Raw genomic sequence first — 14,047 nt, 5'->3', positions numbered from 1 at the left:
GCAAAACTGATTTGATGGTTTGCAAAATAGGAAAAATAGTTATACAATAAATAGATTATATTTTAAATATTAGGGCTATAATTTTATGATTAATCTAAAGAATCGCAGTATTCAAAGACTAAACTTTATTTTAATCCCGGTTTTTATTCTATTATCAGGTGGGGTTAATCTGGAAGTTGCGATCGCTCAAAAACAAAAACAACCCGAACCCGAAAAACCCCTACTCGATGATTTTTCTCCCAATCCATTATTTACCAAAGAACCCGATCCTTTACTCCCTTCCCCTCCCCCCGATGGTCAAGTATTAGGTCAAAGTCAACAGCAAATATTAGAACCTGAATTAATTAAACTAAATGCGGAAGCTACAGCATTATTAGCTGCTGGAAATATTCCAGGTGCGTTTGAATTATGGAATCGAGAGTTAAGAATTAGGCGTTATTTTGGATTATCTCAAGAAATTGCAGCTTTAAATCGAGTCGGGTTAATTGCTTGGAATAATAGCCAACGACTATATATAAAGTTTATCACAGAACGTCTGGATCAAATTGTACAAAAAATTAATACGGAAAAGATTAATGATCTTAAATTATGGGAATCATTGGGATTAGCATTTAAGAATATTAGGGCAAAAAATTCGGCTTTAAGCCTATATCAACAATTATTAGAAACGGCAAATAAAAGTCAAGATAGTTTAGCAGAAGAACAATATTTTAATGAAATTGCTCAAATTTATATGATGTGGTTAGACTATCCCAACGCCGCAGAAACTTATGAGAAACTATTGGAATTACAACAGGAAATCCGCGCCATCAAAGGGGATATTCTACCGCCTCAACCCCAACCCGCTACCCCCGAAAATCCCAACCCGACACCCCCGGCGAGTGAAGTGCGATCGCTACAACAATTAAGCTTTATTTATGAACAAATAGGAGAATATTTAAAGGCTATTTCTGTTAAAGAAAGATTAGCTGGATATTATGCAAGTCAGCAAAATTTATTACCAATTCCAGAAATTAAATTAGGTATTGGTGGGAATTATGAAAAATTAGAACAATTTGAACAAGCGGGAGCAACCTATCAAGAAGCCTACAGTATTGCTACCTCTATTCAACAGTTTGATAACGCCAGTGAAGCATTAGGAAGACTGGGTAAACTCTATCGATCTCAAAATCAAATTAAAACGGCTTTAGATATTTATCAAGCCCAAGTTTTAGTCAATCAACAGACTAATAATTATTATGGGATGATGAATGCTTATGATCAAATAGGAGATATTTATTTATCACAAAAAGCCTATCAATCTGCGATCGCAGCCTTCCAACAAGGATTAGGATTAGCACAACAGTTAAAATATCGAGAGGATTATTTTGTTAAAAAAATTGATCTTGCTAATCGTCAAATGAATCGCTAAATTTTAATAGTATGGACAATTCATGAATTACCCATACCACAAGGATTAAATTTCAAAAAATATTATAACTTAAATAAGTAGATAGTAGAATCATAAAAAATGTATATCACAGCATAATTGAGGCTAATTAGTAATTTTTCATTGTTTTCTACCTGCATAAAAAGTTATGCGTATTTTAGAATTCTCAGAAGATATCCATCCCTCTTGACCAATCATTGAAGGCTCATATACTAAAGGATTACCACTTCCAATATCTAAACTAACGGTAGTATTTCCGAATACTGTATATAAATCTACAAATGTTCCACCTTCTGATTTGCATCTGGGTTTCATTGCTATATTCCAAAAAAGGATAGGCTGATCATTACAATTTACGGTAATTGTCACGGAAGGTATACTTTGTGATATTTTTCGAGCTTTGAATTGGTAAGTATTACCGTTTAAATCTCTACTATAAAAAGGGCCTTCTCTTTCTGATCCACCTGGAGGAATCAGAAGATATTTAGTTCCTTGTGTGCTCATCCCAAGAGGTTCTGTTGCAAACCTAGAATTCATTTGCAGTTCATACCAATCTGAACTATAATTTTTAATGTGCAATTGTCTGTCACAGGTAATTTCTAAATTGCCAAAACTAATAGTTTTTGAGGAAGAACCACATCCAATTTCTAAATCTTTAAAGGTGTTTTGATCTGATCTAAAAGTTTTTTCAGCAATAGGAGATGGAGATGGAGATGGTTTTTTTGTAGGGGTTTCCCTTTTGGATTCAATAATTGTTGCTTCCCCAACCTCTACATCTGCAAAACTTTGAGATATAAACTCTTTAAATTGACTAGCTCTTTCAGTTCCTAGAAATGATCCCACTTGAATTTCATCTCGATTATTTTTATCTCTAAATTTTTTAAACGCATCTCGGCAAAAGTCAGATTTAACTTTAGCTAAATCCGCTTCTGTATATTTAACAAAAATGGGATATAAACTCACTGGATAAGCGGTTGCATCATCAGGTAGTTGATCTCCACAGACATCCTTTGGAAATGTAACGCTTTGAAATGGGTTAGGGGTTGCAGGAGTATTTGGTTCTGGTGTTGGGGAAGTTGTAGTCGGGGTATTATTAGGTGTAACTGGAGGAGAGTTTTGTTGCGCTATCATCCAGGGACGTACAAGTGAAAGCACCCCATTAACCAACCCATAAATTAAAATTAAAAAGATGGCTATACTGATAACATATGGCAACCAATTTCCTGATGAGCGTTGATTATTCAGATATTTAATATAATCCTGAATAAGTTTCTGAAAGTTTTGGTTATTATTGGGTGTAGGTTCAGGAAGGTTGTTATCTGGTCTAGGATTTTCTTCCATTATCTTGCTTTTTTTGATAATTAAAAGGCTTAAAGAATATTGATTTTGGGTTTTACAAAATTGTAGAATAGGTGATCAAATTTAATTGAGTTCATAAATATCACCTACTCTACTGCCTATTTTTTAATAACTAGCTTGCACCCATAATTGTACCTGTAACTTGAATATCTTTGTCAAAAGTTGCTGCTCCAGTATCCATGTTGATAATAATTTGTTTTTTATCTGTATAACCAAAAAGATTACCGTTTTCAAAATTTAAACCCCAGACGTTGGAAAACCCAATATTTCCAATTTCTTTAGAAGTGCCATCTAAGCCTAAATAATATAAAATATCTCCTGAGTTATCAGTAGATCTTGATGAGGCAAAAAAATGATTTCTACTAGGAATAAAAGCTAAATCTCCACTACTTATAAAATTAGTATTAGTCCCCGAAGAAATACTTGATGCACGTCCAGTTTCAAGATTGATTTTATAAAGATCAGAATTGCTAGAATTACTTGATCCATATAACTCACCATTAGAAGAAAACTCAAGAGAATTCATCCCATTATCTGTAACAAAATCTCCAATTTTTGATAAGTCACCCGTTACAGAATCGATATTATACAAAGAACTAAATGAAATTCCGAATATGCGGCCATCAGGGGAAATTGCAATATCGGTTAGAATAGTATTTAGATTTGCAAGTACGGCTAACTCACCTGTTAAAACATTAACTCTGCTTAACTGTCCGCTAGCGGTAACAAGTAATGAAGTTGGACTAGGGGTGCTAGGTGACGAACCTCCGACAAAATCAGCGCTGGTAATAACAGAAGGTTGAATACCATTTAATCGGACTAATTCTTCACCTGTGGTTGCTAAAACAATAGCTGTTTGATTACCTGATGCTTGTACCAGAATATTACTAAAGGTTAATCCTGCGGGTAATTGCATTAAATCAGCACCATCTTGAAAATCTGTAATTATATCCGCACCGCCTCCACCAATTCCTAATACAAAAATATCGCTTCCTCCACCTCCTGTTAAAGTATCAATTCCGAAATCTCCAGACAGGATATCGTTACCTAAATCACCTGACAAATTATCATTATCTTTACCACCAAATAGATTATCATTCCCATCTCCGCCAGTAATAATATCTGCCCCTAAATTACCAAACAGAATATCATCTCCTACACCGCCATCAATGACATCACCATCTTGTCCTCCAAATAGGTTATCATTACCACCGCCCCCAAAAATTTGATCAAAACCTTGGTTGCCATTTATTACTTCGCCATCAACTGAACCTTGTACGGTATCGTTACCACCTAAAACTAATATTCCTTGAGGAAAACCTGCTAATTGTCCTGGTATTAAGGAGATCAGTTCTGAAGATTCATCACCGACCAAAACACCTAAAGCTGAATTGGGAATTAATACCATAATTTCACGTTCTCCTGATTCTAATGATGTGAGTTTGATATGTCTAAGTTATAAACTTATATAGCTGTTAATTATTGAGCATTTTTATGATTGTAGCAACAAATAAAAGTGGGATTTTGTAGGGGATTTTTTAATTTTTACCCCAGTAAATATTTATAATAAGTAAGATTTTGTAGGAAAGAGTTGCAAAAAATCGGAAAATGTGGGATAATACTTAATCATTTGTAATATTTAAGTCAAATGGATTTTGATGAAATGCTGACATGGGCAGACCAAGTGATATTTGAAAAAACCGGGAAGCATCTAAGTAGTCTGCAAGAAGCGATTTTAATGGGGGTGTTGAACAGTCAAAAATACGGAGATATTGCTAACCAATACAACTGTACCGAACCTCATGTGAGAAAAGCTGCATCGGAATTATGGCAGGTTATATCAGAGGAAGTTGGGGAAGTTGTTAATAAATCTAATTTACGCTCTACATTTGGAAGAATACAATTAAATAATAGTAGTTATTCATTCTGGAAGGATGTTAAAATCGGAAAGATTAGTTTTTGTGGAAACTCTACAAAACCCCCAAAAGCGAAACAAAACGCCCCACCAACATCAACGGAAAATCAACAATATTCTGTAATCAAACCTCAAATTGATTTAAGGGATGCACCGGAACTTACAACATTTTACGATCGCAAGTCTGAACTCAATACTCTAAAACAATTAATCCTAGAAAAACAATCTCGCATGATTGCTATTTTAGGAATAAGCGGAATGGGAAAAAGTGCGATCGCCCGTCATCTAGTTGAACAGATAAAAACAGAATTTGATTGTATTATTTGGCGGAGTCTTCGTAGCTTTTCTTGTTTAGAAACAACCTTAAAAGAGTTAATTCAATTTTTATCAAACCAAACGGAGTTAAATCTTCCTGATGATTTGGATGGTCAATTAGCAATTTTATTAGAATGTTTACGCGATCGCCGTTGTTTAATTATCTTAGATGATGTTCAGTGTCTATTTAAAGAAGGTCAACTGGTTGGTAATTATCAACCCGAATATCAAAACTATAGTAAATTCTTTAAACTGATCGGAGAATTAACCCATAATAGTTGCTTACTATTCAATAGTTGGGAACCTCCCTTAGAAGTCGTTACCTTGAGTGGAGAGAGTGGTTTAACTCAAATTTTCTCCTTAACAGGTTTAGGAGAAAAAACAACGGAAATATTGAAAAATCAAGGATTACAGGATGAGGAAAATCACCCAGAATTAATTAATCTATTTCGAGGAAATCCCCTTTATCTAAAATTAGCTAATCATTTGATTAAGCAATTATTTGGAGGTAAAATTAATCAATATATCAGTTATAAACCTGTCTGTTTAGGAGATGAATTAAGCCAAATTTTACAACAACAGTATCAGCGATTATCGGAATTAGAAAAAGAGGCGATCACTTTTCTGTCTTCCCACCCCCAACCTGTTCTACTATCGCAATTATTAGAACAATTTTCCGATGCTCCAAATCAACTATTTAAAGTTCTGCTTTCCTTAGAAAGACGGGGATTAATTGAAAAACAAAATTTAGATAATGAGATGGTTTTTACAGTTGATTCTGTGATGCAGAACTATATTATATCTTGCTGTGATTAAAATATTAAAATTATCCCAAAATGTAGGGGCGGGTTCGCGTAAATCTTTGACATCCCACCAATAACCTCTCTAAACCCGCCCTTTCTTTCCCCAAATATGTTAATACAAAGAGGGCGGGTTTATTAAGATTTATGGTGGGATTTGTTATGTCTATTAGAACCCGCCCCTACGGTCTAATTGACAACCACAAAATCCAAGAATGCGATCGCGCCCTTGAGCAACTCGAAACCCCACCCATTCCGCCATCCCCGACCCGGTGGCAAAAAATCCGTCGCTGGTTTAGTCAAATCAAGCAATTTTTCCGCCAGTTATTCTCCTAGTTTTAACCCCATATTTGGGTTAACATCAACCCCAAAATTTAATCTATATTATGAAACAAGAACTTATTCAAGAACTCGAAACTACACCCGACTTTGTAATTGAGGAAGTTTATCACTTCTTGATTTTCCTGAAAACCAGAGTCAAAACCAGAAACACAACGGATTTAACGCCGCCCAAACTTGATAATTCTATCCTAAATATGATCGATGAAATTATATCAGAAGTTCCTCCCGAAGAATGGGAAAAACTTCCTAAAGATTTTGCGGAAAATATTGATTATTATTTGTATGGTGTGCCCAATAGAATTATTAAACAACAATAGTGACAACTTGAAGAATAGCTTAAATTTTTGTTACATAAAGAAAAAAAATGAACCCCAAAATCCAACAGATTATACAAAAACTCAAAACCGAATTTGAGCAACTCTATCAAAACCGCTTAGTTACCCTAATTTTATTCGGTTCGCAAGCTAGAGGAGATGCAGATATTGGTTCAGATATTGATGTATTAGTGGTGTTAAAAGGAACTGTTCAAGTCGGGCAAGAAATTAAACGCACAGGTCAATTGATTGCCGATTTATCTTTGCAAAATAATGAAGTTATTAACTGTATATTTATGGAAGAAAATCGGTTTTTACATCGTCAAGGCCCTTTATTAAGAAATATTCGGAAAGAAGGTATTTTACTTTAGATTTTATCACACCATGACTAACGATCAACTTGAATTACTCTTAAAAGCACAAGAAAGTTTAAATGCGGCTCAAGTTTTATTAAACAACGGGTTTCCCGATTATGCGGCTTCTCGTGCTTACTACACAATGTTTTATATTGCAGAGGCTTTTTTAGAAGGGGAGGGGATGTCTTTTTCAAAACATTCTGCTGTAATTTCAGCCTTGGGTCGAGATTTTGCTAATACAGGAAGAATTCCTGTACAATTCCACCGCTTTTTAATTGAAGCTCAAAATTTACGCAATTCGGGAGATTATGGAGGCTTAAATACTGTTACGAATGAAGAAGCAATTGAGCAAATTAATCGCGCTATCCAGTTTTTAGAATTAGCAGAAGAACAAATTGGTTCTTTTAAAACATAGAACAAAATTTGAGCAACTCTATCAAAATGGTATTTGTCGAATGTAGTTGCGCTTAAGCGCAAAAATAAGGGCTAAAGCCCAACTACTAACTGATCACACTGTTGGGTGCTGGGGTGCATTAGTTAAGCGGTTGATGGGAAGTTTGACAAATTTTCGGCTACTAGCCATTTGCTTATTTCGCAAATCATCAAATATAGCCTTGAGGTCGTAGTTAAATGATTTTGCGTACTCCTCTCTATAATTATGGATTTCTTCTAAAATTGGATCTTTATACATTGTTATTCTCCCAAAGGAAATAATGTTGAGGAAGCCAGACTAAATTTAATCGAAGCTCTTGAATTATTTTTTGAAACGGCTGAACCTTCCGAAATTAAAATTCGGGTCAATCTTTGACATCACACCAATAATCTCTCTAAACCCGCCCCTACGGTCTATAAATTGACAGTAATAGGGGTTGGATCACCCCTATATATTAACAATCAAAACCTAAGTTAAGGCGAAGACAGAGACTTTTCCGGCGATACGCTGGGCGATCGCAATTAATTCTAAAGCAGCGGCGCAGTTAGGATCAGAAATGACAATGGGAACCCCCGTGTCTCCCCCTTCTCCGACAGGTATTTCCAAAGGAATAGACCCCAGTAAAGGAACACCTAACTCCTGGGCGGTTTTTGCCCCTCCCCCGGAACCAAAGATATCGTATTTTTTCTCCGGGGCATCGGGAGGAATAAAATAACTCATATTTTCCACAATTCCCAACACCGAAACCCCCAACTGTTGGAACATTTTTAACCCCTTACGGGAGTCTAGCAGGGACACTAACTGAGGTGTTGTCACAATTACGACCCCGGACATAGGAACAGCTTGGGCGAGGGTTAATTGGGCATCTCCGGTTCCTGGGGGCATATCCACCAGTAGATAGTCTAATTCACCCCAATTGACCTGATAGAGAAATTGACGAATAATCCCATTTAACATCGGGCCACGCCAAATTACAGGCTGATCTTTATCGATCAGAAACGCCATAGAAACCAACTTCACCCCATGATTAAAAGCCGGTTCTAGGAATTCACCATGGGGACTTTGCTGCACCATAACCTGAGCATCAGCCAACCCTAACATGGTCGGATCATTAGGGCCATAAATATCCGCATCAATCAACCCGACTTTAGCACCCATTTGGGCTAAGGCAACGGCCACATTCACCGCCACCGTACTTTTTCCCACGCCCCCTTTACCACTAGAAATAGCCAGAATATTTTTAACACCGACAATGCCTTGACGGTCTGGTAAAGCTTTTTGTTGAGGGGTTTCAGCCGTAACATCAATAACAACACTTTCCACCCATGGAAGCTGTTTAACCGCTTTCTGACAATCTTCGACGATAAATTCCCGCAGGGGACAGGCGGGGGTAGTGAGGACTAGGGTAAAACTAACCTCCCCTCCTTGGATTTGAATGTTACGAATCATGTTTAACTCCACCAAACTCTTTTGAAGTTCGGGGTCTTGTACAGGTCGTAATACCTCTAATACGTTATTGAGATCAAGCATATTGGATCAAAGTGTTCTCAGTTTGAGGGATGGACAAAGGGCTATTTTAGGAGAAACAGACTCTATTCCCCTCTTAATTATTAAAGGATTGGGTCATGCAAAGGGTGTTAGTATTTTGATCATCAGTCTTAAACAGACTTAAACCCACTTAAAATTCAAGTAAAAAAGGTTTACGGTATCCAGGTTTGACTGTAGAAATTCCCGTTAGCCACTTGACTCAAGGGACACAATGCAGACATGATCATAACGCTTGGTAAGATTGCAACCCATTGTTTGCGATCGCGAAAAAGGTTAAAAAAATTATGACAGCTTCTCAGGTATCGGAAACTACTACGCCCCACTTGATCCCTGCGACTGACTCTCAAACCCGTGTCAGTCAGTTTATGAAACAACTCCAGGATGAAATTTGTCAGGGCTTAGAACAGCTTGATGGCCTTGGCAAATTTAGAGAAGACGCTTGGGAGCGTCCCGAAGGAGGTGGAGGTCGATCTCGTGTCATGCAAGAAGGCGATGTCTTTGAACAAGGCGGGGTGAACTTCTCGGAGGTTTGGGGCCAACAGTTGCCTCCTTCGATTCTGGCCCAACGCCCAGAAGCCGCCGGATCTGGATTTTATGCCACGGGAACTTCCATGGTATTGCATCCTCGCAATCCCTATATTCCCACGATACATCTCAATTATCGCTATTTTGAAGCCGGGCCGGTCTGGTGGTTTGGCGGAGGTATTGATTTAACCCCCTATTATCCCTTTGCCGAAGATGCTCACTATTTCCATCAAACTTTAAAAGAAACTTGCGATCGCCACGATCCACAGTATTATTCTGTATTTAAGCCCTGGTGCGATGAATATTTCTATTTGAAACATCGCCAAGAAACCCGGGGGGTAGGCGGTATCTTTTTTGACTATCAAGATGGACAAAGCCAACTCTATAAAGGCCCTGATCCGAAAGGAGCAGCCGCCCTGTATAGTGATAAAGTGGGAATTCCTGATCCGAAAGATTGGGACTCTTTGTTCAGTTTTGCAAAAGACTGTGGAGGGGCTTTTCTTCCCGCTTATTGCCCGATTGTAGAACGCAGACGTTCTCATGACTATGGAGATCGAGAACGGCAGTTCCAATTATATCGGCGGGGTCGATATGTGGAATTCAACTTGGTTTATGATCGCGGAACGATTTTTGGCTTACAAACCAATGGTCGCACTGAGTCAATTCTCATGTCTTTACCGCCTCTGGTAAGATGGGAATATGGCTATGAACCAAAACCAGGGACTCCAGAAGCAGAACTGTATGATACTTTCTTGAAGCCTCAAGATTGGGTGAACACAGACTGCTCCAAATTCACAGGTCTAAGTTAAACTACAGATCAGATAAGCAACCAAAGCAATATCAAAAATTCCGAGGGGACGGTCAGTGATTCATATCGATCAAAAAGAACATACGACCCAGGATGGCACAAAGGTCATTGTCTTGGCACCAACAGGACGCCTAGACATCACAACAGCTTGGCAATTCCGCCTCAAGTTGCAGGAATGTATATCTAAATTGAGTCGCCATGTCGTGGTAAATCTAGGTCAAGTGAACTTTATTGATAGTTCAGGTCTGACTTCACTGGTTGCTGGAATGCGAGATGCTGACAAAGTGAAGGGAAGTTTCCGAATTTGTAATGTTCATCCCGAAGCCAAGTTGGTATTTGAGGTGACCATGATGGATTCTGTATTTGAGATTTTTGAGACAGAAGATGAAGCTCTTGATGGTGGAGTAAGGGCCAGTTGAAGTTAAAATATCCTGGTTTTCTCACTCCAAAGGTCGCCATTAGGCCGTAGGGACGTGCTTAGGTGCGTCTCTACCCGGGGCTGACCAATGGGTTTTGGAGTTTAAGTTGGATTTGAAGGCAACATTGCCACAAAACAACAGCGTTTTTGAAAATAACCGAATCTAATTCCCGACTTCGACTAATCAGCAGGAGTGGAGGGTAAATTAACAGTAGTTAAAAAGCTAACAATTCCTAACAATTACCTACTTATGCTTGCAGCCAAAGTCAGATTTTCTGTAACAATGTCGGGCTGGTGTAAAATCTAATCATGCTACTAGGATTCAAGACTCAATTGAAGGTCAACAAGCAACAACGTCTACTACTGGCGCAACACGCAGGAGTAGCCAGACACGCTTGGAATCAAGGTTTAGGATTATGTGAACAGGTTCTCATACATAATAAACTTAATCCTGATGACAAAATCAAATTTCCCACAGCCATAGACTTACATAAATGGTTAGTAGCAGCAGTTAAATCTATCCATCCTTGGTATTATGATGTATCTAAATGCGCTCCTCAGTACGCATTAAGATATTTGTCAGATGCCTTTCAATCTTTTTTCAAAAAAGTTAAAGGATTTCCCAACTTCAAGAAAAAAGGTAGACATGATTCTTTTACATTAGATGGTGCAGTTCATATTGACCATAGAAAAGTAAAAGTTCCGATAATTGGATGGATAAAGACCTATGAACTTTTACCGTTTGGATATAAACCCAAATCAGTCACAATCAGTAAACAAGCTGACAAGTGGTTTATTTCTTGGAAAATAGAAGTAGAAACCAGTCAAACCCCTAAAAAACAAGAGTTTGTCGGAGTTGACTTAGGAATAAATCATTTAGCCACATTATCAACAATAGAAGTATTTGATGGAGCAAAAAGTTATAAAAAGTATGAACACAAGTTAGCAAGAATGCAATACTTGAATCGGCACAAACAAGTCGGTTCAAATAATTCCAGAAAAGCCCAAATAAAAATAGCGAGACTACACCAAAAAATAGCCAACATTAGGAAAGATACATTACATAAAATCACCACTTATATCAGCAAAAACCACGCAGTTATAGGGATAGAAGATTTGAATGTATCAGGAATGTTAGCTAACGGTAAGTTGTCTAAAGCTATAGCTGACATGGGCTTTTATGAGTTCCGTCGGCAGTTAGAATATAAAACTCAACTATATGGTAGTAAGTTAGTGATTGTGGATAGATTTTATCCCAGTAGTAAAACTTGCTCTAGTTGTGGTGAGAAAAAATTATCTCTGTCACTGTCTCAAAGAGTGTTCCAGTGTAATAACTGCGGTTTTGAGTGTGATAGAGATTTGAATGCTGCTATTAATTTAAAACAAGAAGCGGCTAGATTAGTCGTGTTAGCCTGTGGACTGGATAGTGCCGACACTTCCAGGTGGAAACAGGAAGAAAAAGCGGACAATAGTTAGCATTTGTTAGCTTTTTTGGATCGGAAAGCGTTAAAATCCGACCGCCAAAAATTAGAATAATATTCAGTCCCTTTTAAGATTGGCTTGTGAACAACATCCGCACGGTTTCAGATACAAAGCGCACTTTTTACAGTCTACATACTCGCCCTATCAACTCGATCTATCGTCGTGTGGTTGAGGAGTTGATGGTGGAAATGCACTTGCTCTCGGTCAATGTTGATTTTAGCTATGACCCCATTTATGCCCTGGGTGTTGTAACGGCTTTTGATCGCTTCATGCAGGGGTATGATCCCTTATCTGATCAAGAATCGATTTATCATGCTCTGATCAAAGCTGAACAAGATGACCCCCAACGGTATCGGGGTGATGCTGAACGCTTACAGGCATTGGCCCAAAATCTATCAATTAAAGACTTAATTGCCAGTTTAAAATCTCCTAATGATGGGGGGTCAGATCAGGAGTTACAAGGGCATTTTCAACGGATTATCAATAATTCCAAGTTCAAATACAGTCGTTTATTTGCCATTGGTTTATTTACCATTTTAGAACAGGCTGATCCCAAAAGCATTCAGGACAAGGCGACCAGGGAAGAAATCTTAGGTCAACTGGCCGAAGTCCTAAACTTACCCCAAGACAAACTGCTCAAGGATTTAGATCTCTATCGCAGCAATCTGGAAAAACTCGCCCAAGCTCGGATCATGATGGAAGAAATGACCCAAGCCGAACGCAAGAAACGGGAGAATCGTGCCAATCAAGCCGTCGGGACTTCCCAACAAGATACCTGATATCTTCCAGATTTTACAGCCCTTACAGCAAGATATAGCAACCGCCAAGGCAGTTAGGACACCAGACGGATCTTGGAACCCAGACGGTGAAGTATTTTCCCCCGGTGTTCCCTTCCCCCCTAGCCCTGCGTGCACGGGGGGTTTGGGGGGCTGTTCCGGTGTTCCCTGCTATATAGACTGAATTGCGCTGAGATTTATAGCCTCTGTGAATGGGGTAAAAATAGGACTCCCCTGCTCTGTACCCAGAAGGTAAGCGGGGGAGTCTTAATCTACGGCTTTAATTGCTGGTGCGTTCGTAGTTTTGGGCATAGGTTTGTAACAAGGCACTCACTTGGGTTAATACCGTGTCGCCACCAGCCTTACCGAAAACGGTTTGATTTTGGGCAACCCGGTTGAGGTTCCGTTCAATCGCCGCTTTAATTTGGCCAGAAATCAGGACTTGCAGTTCTTCTTTTGCCCTTGAACGTTGGAATTGCGCCCCTTCTTCGGTAGTCGCATAAAGGGGAGGAAGACGGTTTAAGGCATAGGCAGCAATATCTCCGACATCTAGGGTTTGATCACTGTTTTCTTCGATTTCTGCCACCTTAGCGATCGCTTCGCTCAGGACTAATTCCTCCATGACATTAATAAATTGCTTGCGGGGTAAAACAACGACTTCACCCGTTAACAAAGCACCCATCAACCGATCCAAAGCCATATATTCTTCAATGGACAGTTCTGAAGCGGTGTTACAAATTCGTCCAACCTCTGCCTCCATCGAGGGGGTCAGATACCCGTCTCCTAACGCTTGCTCAACAATCTTTTCAATACTCATAATGCTGTTGCACTTCGCATCATTGTTTTTTTAACTGCTATGCGCCTCAATATTCCCTAAAAAAAGCTTTTTGGTATCTTCACTACTGGAATTTACCGCATAAATAGGGAAAACGAGAGTCTCCTAAATTTTAAAATACTTAGGGAATTAGCCTAAACCAAGCCAGAATCAGTTTACAGTTTTTGACACACCCCCTAAGAATACCATACTTACAACAACCTCGCACAAAGCCCACGCACTTCAGTCGTGGGATGTAGTGCGACCCCCTTTAGGGGGTGTGAGGGTTTTAATGTAATCCCTAAGAACTTCAGCCATTGATAATCCTTCTGATTCAGCATGACTTTTGAGACGTTCATATTCTTTCTCGTTAACATTAAACTGAATTTTCTTTTCCCTTGACATACTCTATT

16 protein-coding genes are annotated in these 14,047 nt (G+C 38.6%); 10 read left to right on the top strand and 6 right to left on the bottom strand.

Annotated features, from left to right (window positions below; all coding sequences use genetic code 11):
* Positions 1 to 85 precede the first annotated feature (85 nt).
* On the top strand, positions 86 to 1,411 hold the full coding sequence (locus NMG86_RS13105; RefSeq protein ID WP_036833685.1) for a tetratricopeptide repeat protein: 1,326 nt from the start codon (positions 86 to 88) through the stop codon (positions 1,409 to 1,411).
* Between the two features lie 138 nt (positions 1,412 to 1,549).
* Here NMG86_RS13105 and NMG86_RS13100 read toward each other — a convergent pair whose 3' ends face one another.
* Together NMG86_RS13100 and NMG86_RS13095 are read right to left on the bottom strand one after the other, a co-directional pair.
* Positions 1,550 to 2,770 (bottom strand): hypothetical protein, encoded by a 1,221-nt coding sequence (locus NMG86_RS13100; protein ID WP_026797816.1) that lies wholly within the window; start codon positions 2,768 to 2,770, stop codon positions 1,550 to 1,552.
* Between the two features lie 130 nt (positions 2,771 to 2,900).
* Positions 2,901 to 4,196, bottom strand: coding sequence for a hypothetical protein (locus tag NMG86_RS13095; protein ID WP_052338715.1), 1,296 nt, complete (start codon positions 4,194 to 4,196; stop codon positions 2,901 to 2,903).
* A 240-nt stretch (positions 4,197 to 4,436) separates the two neighbouring features.
* On the opposite strand from NMG86_RS13095, the gene NMG86_RS13090 reads away from it, so the two are divergent.
* From NMG86_RS13090 to NMG86_RS13070, 5 genes are all read left to right on the top strand, one after another.
* Positions 4,437 to 5,834, top strand: coding sequence for a helix-turn-helix domain-containing protein (locus NMG86_RS13090; protein ID WP_026797815.1), 1,398 nt, complete (start codon positions 4,437 to 4,439; stop codon positions 5,832 to 5,834).
* A gap of 146 nt (positions 5,835 to 5,980) precedes the next feature.
* Entirely contained in the window at positions 5,981 to 6,154 is a 174-nt protein-coding gene (locus NMG86_RS13085) for a hypothetical protein (RefSeq protein WP_158442153.1), read from the top strand.
* Between the two features lie 50 nt (positions 6,155 to 6,204).
* Positions 6,205 to 6,477: a hypothetical protein gene (locus NMG86_RS13080; protein ID WP_043938623.1), complete on the top strand. Its 273-nt coding sequence runs from the start codon at positions 6,205 to 6,207 to the stop codon at positions 6,475 to 6,477.
* Positions 6,478 to 6,524: 47 nt separating this feature from the next.
* The gene (locus NMG86_RS13075; protein ID WP_026797812.1) at positions 6,525 to 6,845 is read left to right on the top strand and encodes a nucleotidyltransferase domain-containing protein; all 321 of its coding nucleotides are present in this window, start codon (positions 6,525 to 6,527) and stop codon (positions 6,843 to 6,845) included.
* Between the two features lie 13 nt (positions 6,846 to 6,858).
* Positions 6,859 to 7,245, top strand: a complete 387-nt coding sequence (locus tag NMG86_RS13070) for a HEPN domain-containing protein (RefSeq protein ID WP_026797811.1) — start codon at positions 6,859 to 6,861, stop codon at positions 7,243 to 7,245.
* 93 nt (positions 7,246 to 7,338) lie between these two features.
* Here the strand turns inward: NMG86_RS13070 and NMG86_RS13065 are convergent, their stop codons facing one another.
* A complete protein-coding gene (locus NMG86_RS13065) occupies positions 7,339 to 7,521 on the bottom strand; it encodes a hypothetical protein (RefSeq protein WP_026797810.1) in 183 nt (60 codons plus the stop codon).
* A gap of 210 nt (positions 7,522 to 7,731) precedes the next feature.
* Positions 7,732 to 8,793, bottom strand: a complete 1,062-nt coding sequence (locus tag NMG86_RS13060) for an Mrp/NBP35 family ATP-binding protein (protein WP_026797809.1) — start codon at positions 8,791 to 8,793, stop codon at positions 7,732 to 7,734.
* A 383-nt stretch (positions 8,794 to 9,176) separates the two neighbouring features.
* Between NMG86_RS13060 and hemF the strand changes: the two genes are divergently transcribed.
* The 4 genes from hemF to psb29 all read left to right on the top strand — a co-directional run bounded on the left by hemF (position 9,177) and on the right by psb29 (position 12,823).
* Positions 9,177 to 10,145: an oxygen-dependent coproporphyrinogen oxidase gene (hemF, locus tag NMG86_RS13055; protein WP_425311504.1), complete on the top strand. Its 969-nt coding sequence runs from the start codon at positions 9,177 to 9,179 to the stop codon at positions 10,143 to 10,145.
* 55 nt (positions 10,146 to 10,200) lie between these two features.
* Positions 10,201 to 10,563, top strand: coding sequence for an STAS domain-containing protein (locus tag NMG86_RS13050; protein WP_026786590.1), 363 nt, complete (start codon positions 10,201 to 10,203; stop codon positions 10,561 to 10,563).
* 308 nt (positions 10,564 to 10,871) lie between these two features.
* Entirely contained in the window at positions 10,872 to 12,038 is a 1,167-nt protein-coding gene (locus NMG86_RS13045; RefSeq protein WP_026786591.1) for an RNA-guided endonuclease InsQ/TnpB family protein, read from the top strand.
* Positions 12,039 to 12,124: 86 nt separating this feature from the next.
* Positions 12,125 to 12,823: a photosystem II biogenesis protein Psp29 gene (gene psb29, locus NMG86_RS13040; RefSeq protein ID WP_026786592.1), complete on the top strand. Its 699-nt coding sequence runs from the start codon at positions 12,125 to 12,127 to the stop codon at positions 12,821 to 12,823.
* Positions 12,824 to 13,100: 277 nt separating this feature from the next.
* Here the strand turns inward: psb29 and NMG86_RS13035 are convergent, their stop codons facing one another.
* Positions 13,101 to 13,637 carry a late competence development ComFB family protein gene (locus tag NMG86_RS13035; protein WP_026786593.1) on the bottom strand — a complete coding sequence of 179 codons (537 nt, stop codon included), beginning with the start codon at positions 13,635 to 13,637 and terminating at the stop codon, positions 13,101 to 13,103.
* A gap of 240 nt (positions 13,638 to 13,877) precedes the next feature.
* Entirely contained in the window at positions 13,878 to 14,039 is a 162-nt protein-coding gene (locus NMG86_RS13030) for a ribbon-helix-helix protein, CopG family (RefSeq protein ID WP_141292963.1), read from the bottom strand.
* Between the last annotated feature and the right edge of the window lie 8 nt (positions 14,040 to 14,047).

This window comes from Planktothrix rubescens CCAP 1459/22 (assembly GCA_904830895.1).
In the GTDB taxonomy this organism is placed as follows: Bacteria; Cyanobacteriota; Cyanobacteriia; order Cyanobacteriales; family Microcoleaceae; genus Planktothrix; species Planktothrix agardhii.
Note: the sequence above shows the minus strand (reverse complement) of the source record. Positions and strands in the feature narration are given on the sequence as shown.